This is a genomic window from Actinacidiphila polyblastidii (genome assembly GCF_036353415.1).
Lineage (GTDB): Bacteria > Actinomycetota > Actinomycetes > Streptomycetales > Streptomycetaceae > Actinacidiphila > Actinacidiphila polyblastidii.
Map to the genome: position 1 here is coordinate 214,099 of NZ_JAZEWV010000002.1, position 13,259 is coordinate 227,357.

The 13,259-nt window shown below is 70.2% G+C and carries 14 protein-coding genes; 3 read left to right on the forward strand and 11 right to left on the reverse strand.

Annotation, left to right across the window (positions count from 1 at the left end):
- Positions 1 to 2: 2 nt before the first annotated feature.
- The 8 genes from V2S66_RS04195 to V2S66_RS04230 form a co-directional block, all read right to left on the reverse strand.
- Complete coding sequence (locus tag V2S66_RS04195) at positions 3 to 872, reverse strand: bifunctional DNA primase/polymerase (RefSeq protein WP_330793048.1); 870 nt, start codon at positions 870 to 872, stop codon at positions 3 to 5.
- 82 nt (positions 873 to 954) lie between these two features.
- Positions 955 to 1,260 (reverse strand): RRQRL motif-containing zinc-binding protein, encoded by a 306-nt coding sequence (locus V2S66_RS04200; RefSeq protein ID WP_330793049.1) that lies wholly within the window; start codon positions 1,258 to 1,260, stop codon positions 955 to 957.
- Positions 1,261 to 1,465: 205 nt separating this feature from the next.
- On the reverse strand, positions 1,466 to 3,616 hold the full coding sequence (locus V2S66_RS04205) for an FtsK/SpoIIIE domain-containing protein (RefSeq protein WP_330793050.1): 2,151 nt from the start codon (positions 3,614 to 3,616) through the stop codon (positions 1,466 to 1,468).
- An 84-nt stretch (positions 3,617 to 3,700) separates the two neighbouring features.
- Positions 3,701 to 3,886: a DUF6257 family protein gene (locus V2S66_RS04210; protein WP_330793051.1), complete on the reverse strand. Its 186-nt coding sequence runs from the start codon at positions 3,884 to 3,886 to the stop codon at positions 3,701 to 3,703.
- A gap of 4 nt (positions 3,887 to 3,890) precedes the next feature.
- The gene (locus V2S66_RS04215; RefSeq protein WP_330793052.1) at positions 3,891 to 4,199 is read right to left on the reverse strand and encodes a hypothetical protein; all 309 of its coding nucleotides are present in this window, start codon (positions 4,197 to 4,199) and stop codon (positions 3,891 to 3,893) included.
- A gap of 17 nt (positions 4,200 to 4,216) precedes the next feature.
- Complete coding sequence (locus V2S66_RS04220) at positions 4,217 to 5,080, reverse strand: DUF2637 domain-containing protein (RefSeq protein WP_330793053.1); 864 nt, start codon at positions 5,078 to 5,080, stop codon at positions 4,217 to 4,219.
- A complete protein-coding gene (locus V2S66_RS04225; RefSeq protein ID WP_330793054.1) occupies positions 5,077 to 5,562 on the reverse strand; it encodes a Pycsar system effector family protein in 486 nt (161 codons plus the stop codon). Before V2S66_RS04225 ends, V2S66_RS04220 begins: the two co-directional genes overlap by 4 nt.
- Positions 5,559 to 5,828, reverse strand: coding sequence for a hypothetical protein (locus tag V2S66_RS04230; RefSeq protein WP_330793055.1), 270 nt, complete (start codon positions 5,826 to 5,828; stop codon positions 5,559 to 5,561). Before V2S66_RS04230 ends, V2S66_RS04225 begins: the two co-directional genes overlap by 4 nt.
- Before the next feature lie 467 nt (positions 5,829 to 6,295).
- On the opposite strand from V2S66_RS04230, the gene V2S66_RS04235 reads away from it, so the two are divergent.
- Both V2S66_RS04235 and V2S66_RS04240 read left to right on the forward strand, forming a co-directional pair.
- A complete protein-coding gene (locus tag V2S66_RS04235; RefSeq protein WP_330793056.1) occupies positions 6,296 to 7,135 on the forward strand; it encodes a GntR family transcriptional regulator in 840 nt (279 codons plus the stop codon).
- A complete protein-coding gene (locus tag V2S66_RS04240) occupies positions 7,132 to 7,815 on the forward strand; it encodes an HAD family hydrolase (RefSeq protein WP_330793057.1) in 684 nt (227 codons plus the stop codon). Before V2S66_RS04235 ends, V2S66_RS04240 begins: the two co-directional genes overlap by 4 nt.
- 164 nt (positions 7,816 to 7,979) lie before the next feature.
- Here V2S66_RS04240 and V2S66_RS04245 read toward each other — a convergent pair whose 3' ends face one another.
- From V2S66_RS04245 to V2S66_RS04255, 3 genes are all read right to left on the reverse strand, one after another.
- A complete protein-coding gene (locus V2S66_RS04245; RefSeq protein WP_330793058.1) occupies positions 7,980 to 9,164 on the reverse strand; it encodes a helix-turn-helix domain-containing protein in 1,185 nt (394 codons plus the stop codon).
- Positions 9,165 to 9,182: 18 nt separating this feature from the next.
- Positions 9,183 to 10,016: a hypothetical protein gene (locus V2S66_RS04250; RefSeq protein WP_330793059.1), complete on the reverse strand. Its 834-nt coding sequence runs from the start codon at positions 10,014 to 10,016 to the stop codon at positions 9,183 to 9,185.
- Between the two features lie 794 nt (positions 10,017 to 10,810).
- A complete protein-coding gene (locus V2S66_RS04255) occupies positions 10,811 to 12,052 on the reverse strand; it encodes an MFS transporter (protein WP_330793060.1) in 1,242 nt (413 codons plus the stop codon).
- Between the two features lie 559 nt (positions 12,053 to 12,611).
- Between V2S66_RS04255 and V2S66_RS04260 the strand changes: the two genes are divergently transcribed.
- Positions 12,612 to 13,226, forward strand: a complete 615-nt coding sequence (locus V2S66_RS04260) for a histone deacetylase (RefSeq protein WP_330793061.1) — start codon at positions 12,612 to 12,614, stop codon at positions 13,224 to 13,226.
- Positions 13,227 to 13,259: the final 33 nt, after the last annotated feature.

Sequence of the window (13,259 nt, forward strand, 5' to 3'; positions counted from 1 at the left end):
GGTCACAGCCCCAACCGGGTCAAGGCGTTGGCCCACGCGTCGGCGCAGTGCCGGGCCGTCTCGCCCTTGGCCTGCGCTGCCGCGAACAGCCGCTCGGTGTGGGTGTCGGTGAGGCAGCCGCACCGACCGTGCGCGGACAGCACGGCGAGAAACGTCCGGTAGACCGTGGCGTGCACCCCGCTGGCAGCCTCGCTGATGCGCTGCTCGGCCATGGCAATGCCACGGTCCAGATAGGCGGGCACGCGGTGCGGGCACACCCCGCCCCCGGCCAGCGCGGGCACCGCGACGGTCGCCGGGCGGACTGCGGCGGGCTGCCTCACAGCCAGTCCGCGCACGGCGTCCGGCAGGGGCGTCATGGTGCCGGAGCCGAGCCCCAGCCACCGGGCGTAGGCCATGGTGGACTTGATGTCGACGCCGAGCCGAACGCCGTTCACCGACCGCATGGCGCCCCGGTAGAGCCAGTGCTCACCCCGCGTCGTGGGCACCGTGCGGGTGGCCGGAAGGTTGGCGCGGGCCCACGTGATTGCGTCGGCGCTGTCCAGGTCCACGACGGTCAACCCCGCGCCGCCGGGGTGGTAGGCCAACGCCGCAGCGTCCCGCCAGGCCCGCGCCCATGCGGAGGAGTCGATGATGTGCGGGTCGGTGGTGGCGGCAGCCCAGCCATGGCACGGGCGCGGGCAGGCGCACGGGCCAGGGGCCTTCATGTTCGGCCGGCCACCGCACGCGTTTCCCGCGCACGCCGGGCAGTTGCCGAACGGCACCTTGCCCGCGCGCAGCGGCAGCACGGGAACGGCGCGCATGGCCAGGGCCAGCGCTTCTTCCAGCAGGGGCAACGGGAGCTGCGCTCGCTGGAGGGGGGTGGGATGGGTCATGCTGGTGGTTCTCCTGTCCTTCGGGACGGATGGAGGACCGTGGCGGCGGATTGTCCTTGGTCGGGAGCCGCCGCCACGGGTACTACGCGGCGCAGGGCCAGCAGCGGCCCAGCGAGGTGGGGATGACGTAGCCGCGATCGGTTCGGCAGGCCGGGCAGGTCCGGCGGGCGCGCATCATCGCCGTGTGGGCGCGCCAGCGTCCGGGGGTCATGGGTCGGACGGGCAGGGCGCGGGCGGGGTCGTAGAGGTAGGCGACGCGTCGCCCTCGGCGCCAGCGGATCTCCGCGACGGGCTCGGCGCCGCCGGGGCGCAATCCCTTGGCGCGGAGTTGGCGGCGGGTGAGCAGGTCGTATCCGGCCTGCCGGTAGCGGTGGACGGGCACGGGCACGGGTCCCCCTTCCTGATCGGGAAGTTGGTCACTGTGCGTGAGAGTGAGGGAGGTGAGTGAGTCTGCCGGACCCGTGTTCTGAGGGGTTTCCGCAGGTGGCGGGGGCGTAGCTCACTGCCTCACTCGGAGAGTCTTTGTGCTGGTGGGGTTGGTGAGGCAGGGCCGGTGAGGCGGCGGGTGAGAACTCACCGCCTCACCGGGCGCCTCACTCACTTTCGGTAGCCAACTCGCGGGCGTGGAGGGCTTCGCGGACGCGGGCGAGGGCGACCACGCGAACCCCGCCGGAGGTGTACGGCGGGCACCCTGCCTCGTCCAGCACGGCCGTGAGCGACTGGAACGTCCACTCGCGGTACTCGCCCGGGTTCAGCTCGGCGAGCCGCTGCAAGACCTCCTGCGTGCGCATCCGCTCGGTGTCCCCGAGCACGGTCCGGACGTCGGCGAGGTGGTCGGCCGCCTCGCCGGTCGTGGCAGCGCTGCGGGTGGTCACTCCGGTGCGGCGAGCCTTGGCCCGCTCCGCGATCTCGGCGGCGGTGTCGCCGTCGATGAAGTGGGTCCGGATGGTCACGCTGGACTGCCCGGGTGCGAGCTTGACGCCGTCGCCGGCCACGACGACGGTGCCCTTGTCGAGGCCCTGGCGGAGCTTGTGGGGTGCGGCGCCGCCGTCGATGGCCTTGTCGCCCAGCGCCATCCGGGCCTGAGACTCCGTACCGAGCACGAGCGAGGCGCGGATGTGCGCGCCTTCCCGGACGAGCTTGGGGAGGTTCTGGTCGGTGGGGTCCTGGGTGCCCTGCCACAGCAGCACGTCGACCGCGCGGCCCTGGTTGTGGATCTTCCGCGCGGCCTGGAAGTACCGGGAGGTGGCTTTGACCCCGCCGTAGGGTCGCTTGTCGGGGCCGACCGCCGGGCACATGAACGCCACTTGTGCCTCATCTACCAGCAGGATCAGCGGGTCCCAGGTGGTGCCGGCCGGAGCCATCAACCGGCGCTCCATCTCGGCAACGCCCTCTTCCAGCATCTCGGTGGCGTCGATGACGTGGTCATCGGTCGGGCCCTCGATCAGCACCGTGGCCAGGCCGTCGAACATCCGCCAGTCGCCTACGCCCTTGAGGTCGGCGATGCGGACTTGCACGGTGGGGTCGAGGACGAGCCACAGCAGCAGCGCGCGCAGGCTCGCAGTCTTGCCCTGGTTGGACAGGCCGGTGATGAGCAGGTGGCGCTGGAACAGGCTGATCAGCGCGGCGTCCCCGCGCAGGTCCTGCCCCCACGGCGCCCGACCGGTCGCGTAGGCGGCGGACATGTCCGCGTCGATCGTGAGCGGGGACGGGCCGATCGGCTCGTCCAGAGCGCCGGAGTCGGCGATCCACAGCCGGACCGTGCGGGCGGCGGTCGGGATGCTGATGAACACCTCGTGCTCGTGCCGTCCCAAGTTCTCCGCGAGCTTGCGGCGGCGTCCCTGGACTTCTTCCGTGCTGACGCCGGAGGGGAGGGTGACGTCGACCTCAACACCGCATCCGGCGATCCGGATCGGCCCGAGCATCGCGGCGCCGTTGTCCTCCATGGCCTTGATCGCGCCGCGCAGGGCGGCAATGCCCAGGTCACGCAGGGCGGTGACCACAATCGACGGGGTGATCGGCACCCCATCGGTGGAGCGCTGCACGGGCGGAAGAGCCCAGTTGGGGGCCGCCTGCCCGCGCCTGCCGACGTTCCACAGGCCGAACAGGGCCGCCCACGGGGCGAGGAACAGCGCCGGGCCCCACACCACCGACGCGAGCCACACCAAGGTGCGGATGGCGTCGATGGTGAACGCCAGCGGCGCGATGACCTGCGCAACGTCCCGCTCCGCGTAGGCCAGCACGATGCCCAAGCCCAGCAGACCCCCGGCAGTAGTCGCGGTGCCCACCACGGCGCCCTTGGCGACGCGCTGCGGGGCGGTGAGTAGGTCCATGCGGCGCTGGTGGCGGGCGGCGCGGAACTGCCGGCCCCGTTCCTCCCACTCCATCGCGGTCTCGTGCTGCCCCGCGGCTTCGGCGATGCGGATCATCCGCTCGTACCGCGCGGCCGAGCGGCCGTCCCAGGTGCGCTTGGCGAGGATGCCCGCGCCGCCGGCCACGTACGCACCGTGCCGGGCGGCGGTGCGGGCGGCGGTACGGGTGCGCGGGTCGGTGGCCACCACCCGCACCGTGCGGGCGGTACGCCGCCACAGCGGCGCCGCCGGGGCGGTCACCGTGGTGGCGGCGGGGATGACGCCGCCTTCCAGCACCTCGCGCGGCGGCGCGGTGTCGGGCGGGGTGGTGTGTTTGGTCAGATCGGGTGCGGACCGGGGCCGGTAGGCGTCCAGGTCGATGACTTCGGTCATGCTGGGGTTACCTGCTCTCTGGTATGAGGTGCGGGGCCCGGACCGGCCGGTGTCTTGGCGGATGACGGCCGGTCCGGGGCAGAGCTACTTGCCCGCCTGGTCGGCGCGCTTGCGGGCGCCGTCGATGATGCGGTCCAACTTGCGCTGCAAGTCGGACTGGTCGACGTCGTCACCGGCGAGGCCGCGCTTGGCCATACGGCCGATGTACCAGGCGGCCTTGGCGGCTTCTCCGGCAGTCAGCGGCGGGTCGTTCGGGTGGGTTCGGATCACGGGGTCACCGCTTCCTGATGTCGCGGTAGATGCCGTAGACCACCAAGGCCACCAGCGCGATGCACGCCGATGCGATGGCCAGCGCGACAGCGGCGAACGCGACCGTGACCATGAGCATCGAACCGCCCGCACCGATGGCCAGCCACTTGCCCGCCGTCTCGACGCCGGACCGCTGCGGCGCGGCCGGCAGGGGCGCGGGCGGCTGCGGCTGGATGGCCTGCACGGCCTTGAGGGTGGCGAGGATCATCGCGAACTGTTCTCCCTGCCGCGCGGCTTCCACCGCTTCGGCGGACGCCTTGCTGATGTCGGTCATGACCAGGTCTCCCGTTCTCACAGGGCCGCAGCGGCGGAGTGGGCGCGCTGGTCGGTGTCGACCAGGTGCAGTGGCGCGGGCGCGGTGCGTTCGGCGCGCAGGGCGTCGCGCAGCATCCGGCCGTTGGCGGACGAGGTGTGCACGGCCTTGCGGATCGCCTCGCCGGTCAGCTCGTCGTCCGACCAGTCGACGGTCAGCCGCCGTGCCTCGGTCAGCAGTTGGTCGGCGGTGCGGGTCGGTCGGGGCGTGCGGGCGGCTTTCGGCACCGGACCGGTCGGGCGACGCGGACCGGACGGGGCAGGCTCGACCGGTACGGGCAGCGGCGCCGGATCGGTCGACTCCGACACGGGTACGTCGACCGGCTCGGGCAGGGCGGTAGGGGTCGACTCCCGCAGGTCAGACCCCAACCGATTTACGGTAGAGAGGATGATCTGATCCTGATTTGCGACCAGGGCGGGCCGGTGGTGCAGAACCTTGGCGACCAGGTCGGAGCCGAAGAAAATCGACCCGACCGGCAGCGAGGTCGCCAGCAGCACGAGCACGCAGTTGGCGGGCCCGTTGTCGACCAGGTGCAGCCGACCGGCGGTGTGCGCGTGCAGCGCGGGCACCAGGCCGTGCACGTAGTTCAGGACCAGCGAGGCGACCGTGTACCCGGCCAGCACCCGCAGCGCGAACCTCCGGTCCGTACCCGTCAGCACCAGGGTGGCCACCAGCGCGAGCGCCATCAGGCCATCGACCACGAACGGGTAGAGCAGCGCGGCGGTCGGGTCGGCGCCGACCGTGCTGGCGATGTCGCGCAACGCGTTCCAGGACACCCGGAACGCCATCCCGACCACAACCACCAGCGCCGTCACCAGCAGGATTTTGGCCGTCCGGGTCATGCCGTACCCCCAACCGCGATCACAGCGGCGATGACCAGCAGCACACCAGCGGCACAGGTCAGGTCGACCGCGCGCCGCAGGTGCGTGAACTTCCGCACCGCGATCCGCGACAACACGGCGATGTGCTCGGCACGGTCGTCGCCGGACAGGTCAGCGACCACCTGCTCAGGCGCCAGCGTCGCCCACTTGGGAAAGCCGACCGGCCGGGCACCGCCCAGGTTCGGGCGCACCGCCCACAGCAGCACACCCGCCACCGTGGCCAGCAACAGCATCGCCGCACCACCGATCACCAACGAGACCAGCGGAAGGCGCCGGCCTGACGCCACGGTCCACACCCCGGCCAGCAGAGCGCCGACGAACGCCAGTAACAGCGACGCCTTGTTGTCCGTCCGGCTGATCTCGGCTTTCACGTCCGCGCGGGCGGCGTCCAGGTTCGCGTCCGTGCGGGCCGTGCCGGCGCCGGTCGTCAGGTTGGTGGTCATGCCGCCGCCCCCTTGCGCACCGACCGGCGGCGGGCCGCCATGGCGGGGCGGGGCGCCGGGGCGAGGTGCAGCAGCTCCGGCATGGTCCGGCCGATGCTCTCCACCGCCAGCGCGGTGGTGCGGTCGACCATGCCCGGGTCGTCGGCGAGGATGTCCCGGGCCGCCGCCTCACGCGCGGCCTGCTCCTGCTCGCTCTCGCCCTCGACACCCAGCCACAGGTCAAGCGGGGTGCCCAGCGCGAGTTCGATGAACTCGTCCGTACTCAAGGCCCGATGGGGCCCAACGAAGTCGTACACGGGTCGTCTCCAGACGATCGAAGAGGATGGAGGAACCCGGAACGGCGGAATGTTCCTTGGTCGGGAGCCGCCGAACCGGGCATGGGTGGTGCGAGTGCCCCGGGCCGGATCTGATCCGGCGCCCTCACGGCTTGGATACCGGGGCTGACGTGCATGTCTCCTTCGGGCCAGCCGCTCCCGTATCAGGTAGAGCGGCCTGGGCCCGTTCTAGGCAGAGACGTGACCTTTCGGTCTGTGCCCTCCGGATGCAAAGGCCCCGGGCGCCTCCCCCCGTCCACCGCGGGGCTCCTGGTCATGTCTGAGCAGCCCAAAGAAGGGCCCCTCCGTGTCGCCTCGGGTGTTTCTGTGGCGACGTGACCAACATAACCAGCCTGCTTAGACAGGTCAAGCAGGCTGAGCAGATCGTGCATGTTGGACAGGTGGCTTACCATGGCTCTATGAGCCTCGATCCGAACGACGAACGCCCGCCGTACTTGCAGGTCAGCGGCATTCTGCGAGCCGAGATCCTGACGAAGAAGTTCGAGCCCGGGACACAGATTCCGTCCGGCCCCGAGTTGGCCAGGCGCTTCCAGGTGGCCCGTGGCACGGTCACGCGGGCCATCGACATGCTCAGGGACGAGGGGCTGATCGTGACCCGCAAGGGGTCCGGCTCCTACGTGCGCGAACGCACCGAGCGGCCGGTTGGCCTACGTCCGCACCTGGAGATGGCGTTCGCCGACCAGCAGGTCACAGTCGACTTCGCGGGGTTCAGCAGCGAGACGCTGCACAGCGCGATGCAAGAACCCCTCGACAAGATCCGCGCAGGCCGTCTGCGGCCGGAGTCCATCGCGGTTCGACTCCTGCTGCCGGACACTACGGCCCCGATGGCGGTTCCGACCCTGGTGGATGGCTTGGCGGATGACCCGGCACTCAGGGACCGGGCCCGCGACATTGCGCTGACGAACGCGGCCGGCATCAAGCACTCGGTGGAGGTGCTGGCGGAGATGGGCTTGGTCGACAAGGCGTCGGTGGACGTGAAGGTCTACCGGGCGACATCGCTGTTCAAGCTGTACGTCCTGAACCACCGCGATGTGTTCTTCGGCTTCTACCCGCTACGCGAACGCACGCTGGCAGTCGAGGGCGAAGCCCGGACCTTCTACGACATCACAGGCAAGGACGCGACCCTGTTCCACCATGCCGCCGGTCCGGATGCGGAGTCGATGGGCTCCCAGTACGTGCAGCAGGCCACCACCTGGTTCAACAGCGTGTGGTCCACCATCGCTTTCGAGCGCGCATGAGCACGACTCGGGAGGAACTGGCCGCCATCCTCGCGCCAGTGCGACACGTTCTGCTCGACTTCGACGGGCCGGTCTGCTCGGTCTTCGCAGGCTTCCCAGCGGCCGATGTCGCACGACGCTTGGCGGACCTACTGACGGGGCCGGACGGCCCCCCGCCGGGACATGAGCTGACGGATCCTCTGGCAATGCTGCGGCATATCGCCGACGCGCGACCGGAGCTGGTACCGGCAGCGGACGGTGCCTTGGTGCAACTGGAGGTTGAAGCCGTCGCCCACGCACGACCGACAGAGGGCGCCGTGCAGTTCCTGGAAGCATGCGCGGCAACTGACAGGCAGGTGTGGTTGGTCAGCAACAACGCGACGGCCGCCCTCGACCGGTACGTCGATACACATCAGCTCAAAACATTGGTGGCAGGGTGCTTCGGGCGGGTGCCAGGCCGGCCGCAGTCCATGAAGCCGTCGCCGGAACTCCTGCTCGCCACGCTGCGGGCAGCGCACGCGGAGCCAGCCGAAGCCATCTTCATCGGTGATGCCGTCCGCGACATCGAAGCCGCCCACGCGGCCGGCATGTCGGCGATTGGGTACGCGAACAAGCCGGGGAAGGCGCAAGCCCTCACGGCAGCGGGTGCCGTATCGGTCGTGACCACGATGAGGGCGCTGGCACAGGCAGGGCCGTCGTGAGGCTTTGTGTTACTTCAACGCCGATGCTCGCGAACGCATGCCCCATGCTTGGTGCCCCGGTCTCGACCGGGGCACCAAGCATGACATCTACCTAACCTGACGACAGATGCGAGCGCTGAATGAGCCGTGCATCCGGATTCTTGTTCCAGCCGAGGTCCGCCGTGTTAATTCGCGGGCCGATCAACTTTGCTCCGAAATAGAGGGATGACTCCATCTGAAGTTTCAATTCCTCGGGACTCAAGAAACAGATCCTCGCGCACGGGGGATCTAGCTGTTACTGTTCGAAATATACCCGGAGTTACTCGGGACTCTTTGGCCAATGAAAGTTCAGTAATTCCTACCGTGGAGAGGATCTGCACTGCCTTTGGGTAGAGCGATGGCTGCTCTACGGCAGGCATCTCTCCCGGTTCTCGGCGGCGCCAGCCCTTCGAGTTCAAGTAGACGACTGTGTTGCGATACGTCACCTCACTCATTACGCCTAGGGCTCTAGATCGGTACAGCAGGGCCTGAAGGCTGACGCCGTAAGTCTCCTTTAGAGTTGCGAGAATTCTCCAGTCGGCCTTGCTAGGTAGGAGATCGCGCAACTCATCTTCTGGAAGTAGTAGTTCGGCCGCAAATCGATGGGCTTGATTTTCGACGACCTTACTTCCTGGTTCGGCGTCCACATGCATTACGAGGTGCCCAAGTTCATGAGCCACGTCGAAACGCTGACGGTAGTAATCTTCCTTGGTGGGATTCAGCACCACTGTTGGCCTATAGCCGTCATCAAAAGAGTAGGCGTCCACGGCAGCATTTTGTGGGGGGCTGAACACCACCACGACGCCATGATTTTCCGCTAGGCGCACTAGGTGTCCGACTGGTCCCGAGTCGATTTCCCAATGCTTGCGGAGGATGCGGGCCGCCTCTTCGGGAAGGGTGCTTGACTCGTCTTCCACATCGACACTTAGCTGCGGGAGATTGGGCTCTGGGAATTCGACGTGCCGTTCGAGCGCGGCGCCTACATCGCCAGAAATAACTCCGTAAGCAAAAGCTTGATCTCGTGCCAACTGCGTCGTTGAACGCAATGACCGAAAGTGGGGTACGCAGTCACTTGATTTCGCTTGATGAGGACCGGGGAGGAAGAAACCCGGGTCAACTCCAAGCGTCAGGCATAGTTGTGCAACTGTCGCGGGAGCTGGGCGCTTTGTATTATTTTCGTACGCCGCGACAGCAGTGGGGCTCTTGTCGATTTTCGTTGCGAGGGCATTCTTCCTCAGGCCAATCAACTGCCGTGCAAGCGTCAAGCGACGTCCGTCAAACAGGCGAGAGGCGTCACCAACCTGCACATTCGTACGGTCTGAGGAATCCATGACCATCCACTCGTTTCGTCACTTGTCGTTCTCTCCCGACGCCTGGCGACGTTCCCGGCTCCCTTCCAACGACTGCCGGCGGAGGCGAACGGGCGCATCCTGGACGCTGGGCGATCCAGGGAGCGGATCGGGCGAAGCTGGAATCGGTCCCACGGTGGGAGTTCCCGGGTCGGTGGCAAGTAGATCATGCTTCCAGTACCAGGCATCTCCGCCCCCGCGATTCAAACGAGAGCGCCCCAAGTAAAGTTCTCGGATGCCCAGCTCTCGTTCGATGCTGTGGGCGGCGATGAGCGTTGTCGCGTTGAGGTCTGCGTCCTCTTCTCTTAGCGCCTGGATGACAGCGGCGAGGGAATCAGGCTCGTCGCCGAACAGCGTGGGGTGGGGGTCCAGCCACCCCGCTGGCTTCCCCTGAGACGCGACGCGCTGCTTGGTGGGACTCTTTTGAGGCCAGGGGATGCGGTTGCTCTCGCCGTAGGCGAACGACGTGAGCAGGATGCGCCACTCTCCACATCGCCAGCCCGGCGACTGGTTGAGGTCGGACCAGGCGACCACACCCGGGGCGATGAGCGGCATCTTCCGATGTTCGCCGGGGGCCAGGCCGGCCGCCACGAGGTCCAGACCCGCCGAGGCAGACTCGGGCGAATCCACGCTGTGCTTGCCCGTAGAGAATGCCCGATGCAGTCGGTCAACGAGGAGCTTGTGGGCGGTAGATCCAACCCAGCCCTGATCATGCCCCGTGTCGGGGTCGTAGTCCTCCATGGTGCGCCGGTACGCCGACGCGTCGGCCCACGCCAGGGCCGCGAGAACACCGCTGGACTCAAGGTCCTCAAGCGCATCCTGCTGTTCGCTCATGCCGCATGACTGTACCTCATTCCAGTAAGTAGCGTGTGGAAATAAACCATGCGCGAAGAGTTGAACTCCCAGGAAAATCGAACATGTGAGCTATTGCCGACTTGAATCTACCGCGCTGCGGGCTGGGGCACCAGCACTTTGCCCCTGTTCACGCTCACGGCCTGACATCGATTGCTGACATCAACGCAGGCGTTCAACGGCACACGCCAGCGGACCCCTCGGTCTCCTGGTCGCCGTGTGCTCCACGCTGATCTCCCGGTCCGGATCGCCAGTCACAGCGCTGCACGCGCCTACGGATCAGAAGGTTGCAGGTTCGAATCCTGCCGAGTGCACAGCAGGTGAGAGGCCCCCGGACATCGTCCGGGGGCCTCTGCCATCTCCGGCTGACCCTGACGTGCACCGCGCGCTCACATCAGGCAGCGGCTTCCGGGGCGGCGTCGCCCGCCGCGGCCTCCAGGGTCGTACCGCGGGGCGAGATGATCCGCTCATGCGCGTACAACGGGTGCTCCTATGGGGGCTGTGGCTTGCGTGTCTGGCGTTCGTCATCTGGTTCGTCGCGGAGGTGATCGCGCTGTTCCTGCGAGCGGAGTCCTGGTGAGGAGAAGGGCCGAACGGGCTCGGAGGAAGCGACGCGTGGACGGGCCCTGTCCGTGCTCCTGCGGGTCGCTCATGCTGAGCGGGTGAACCGATGGCTCGCGGCTGGCGCCGAGGGTTCTCTTCTCCTGCGCGTGGGCTGGGCTCGGCGTGGCGGCCATTCGCCGGTGGGGCCACAGGTTATGGCGGCGGGGCCGCGGTCACTTCGTCGAGGGGGCGTCGGTCGCAAGCCGCTCGGGGGTGGGGGACGCGGGGCGGCGTGCGGCTGCTGCCGGTGCGGCGGTCGCGGCCGCGGCGGCCGCGGTGAGTGCCGCCGCGGTGAACACCGCGCTCGCGCCGAGGCGGTCCGTGAGCAGGCCGGCGGCGCCGGTGCCGAGGGCCACGCCCAGATTGAAGGCGGTGTTCACCCAAGCGCCCGCGACGGTGTGGGAGTTCGCCGGGACGAGCACGTTCACCAGCAGGTAGGACGTGATCAGCAGGGTGTCGACGCAGGCCCCCGCGCACAGCAGGGCCACGCCCGCGGCGGGGACGGCGTGCAGGACGGCGGGCGCCGCGAAGCTGACGGCGCCCGCGGCGCTCAGCGCCCCCAGCCGCCGGACCGGACCGGCCCGCCAGGTGCGCCGCCCGTACAGCAGGCCGCCGAGCACCCCGCCGACGGAGAACAGCGCCATCAGCGACCCCGTCGCGCTCGCGCCCCACGCGGCGACCGCCGCGACCTCCTCCAGTGCGAGCGCGCCGCCGGTGCCGAGCACGACCAGCAGCAGCGCGGCGAAACCCGGGTGGCGCAGCGGACTGCCCGCCGCTGCCGCGGGCCCGGACTCGACCGGGCCGCGCGCCGGCGAAGGAAGGAGGCGCAGCGCCCGGGAGAACGCCGCGAACCCGACGACCACCAGCGCCGCGCAGACGGCGAGCGCCAGCGGGGCGGAGCCGCCGCCGATCAGCAGGCCGCCGAGGACCGGGCCGACCGCGAAGACCGTCGACTCGGCGACCGTGTCGAGGCTCAGGGCGCGTTGGCGCAGCTCGTCGTCGGGGGCGAGCACGCCCCAGAGGGTGCGCATCAGGGGGCCGACCGGCGGCGGGCAGGCCCCGGCGGCGACGGCCAGGACGAGCGCGAGCCAGCGCGCGGCGCCCGTCGCGCCGGCCGCCGCGATCGCCGCGAGCAGCGCGCCGTAGCAGGTCGCGAGCGGCAGCAGCGTCCGCGGACGGCGAGCGACCATACGCGCCCTGGCCGGCCCCAGCACCGCGCTCAGCAGGCCGAAGAGCCCGGCGGCCGCGCCGGCGACGCCGTACGAACCGGTGGCCTGCCGCAGCGACAGCAGCAGGGGCAGGGAGAGCAGCCCGTACGAGAGGCGGGCGAGCATCGCGGCGCCGAAGGGGCCGCGGGCATGGGGGAGCGTGAGGGCGGCGCGATAGGACGCGCCCGCCCCGGCGGGGGAGGACATCGGAATCTCCGGATTCACCGCGCGTGCGGGCGCGCCCGCAGGCGGAAGGAAGCGCACGGATATGACGGATCGTCAGAACGGCCGCGGGATGCGGAAACCCGGGCCGGGCCGGGCCCGTGGGAGCCGGGTCGAGCCGTCGCGGCTCGTGTCGGCTCGTGTCGGCCCGGGGCGGTCGGCCGCCTGATCCGTCAGTGGGGTCCGGAGATGCGCATGGCAGGGAGGCTAGCACTCGGGCGCCGAGCCGTGCCGGTGCTTCTTTCGCCGGGAGCCGCCTGGGCGGGGCCCTGCGGGCCGGCGCCCGCCCTGGGCGGCGGCGGTGGCCCCGGCGGCCCCGTGGAGCTGCGGGACGGTCCCGCGGCGCGGATACTCGCGGAGTGGACGCGGGACGGCGGGACGGCAGGGGCGGCGGCGACGGTGACGGTGACGGGGACGGCGACCCCGTCTGGTACGCGGCGTACGGCCCAACACGCGCCGCGAACGGCTGCGCCGTTACGTGGCCGGCGGCGCGGGCGGCGCGCAGGGCGGCGCGCGGACGTACCCGGGCTGCCGGGACCGGCGGATGCCCGCGCGGGACACGGCGGTCGCGCTGCCGGGGGCGGTGTACTTCGCCACGCACTCGCCCGTGTGGGGCGGCGGGCGCGCGTTCTACGACCCGGACGCGCCGGGCGTCGTGTGGGGGCGGGCCTACCTCGTGACGTCCGGTCAGCTGCGGGACATCGCGGCGCAGGAGATGTACGCGCGGCCGCCGGGGCGGCGGCCGGACGGCGCGGACCGGCCCGACCCGCACGGCGGCGCGCTCGATCTCGGCGCCGCCGTCCGCTCGGGACGGCTGCGGCTGGGGCCCGGCCGCTACGAGACGCTGGTGTGCCCGGGGCGCTGGGAGGGCGTGCCGCTGCTCACCCTCACCGCGCCCTGGGGGGTGGAGGACGTCGCGCACACCGCGCCCTCGCCGCCGTACCTCCGCCAGATCGCGCGGGGCCTGTACGAGGCGGGGCGGCTGAGCGCGCCGGAGATCGCGCGCTACCTCGCCTCGCGCCCGGGCGCCGCGGGCCACTGGACTCCCGCGCAGGTCCTCGCGCTGCTCGACCCGGCCGGCGACCCGGCCGCCGACCAGGCCGCCGACCAGGCCGCCGACCCGGCCGCCGATCCGGCCGGCGGCCCCGAATCGCGTTGACGCGCCCCCGCGCCGCCCGCTTACCTGGCTTCC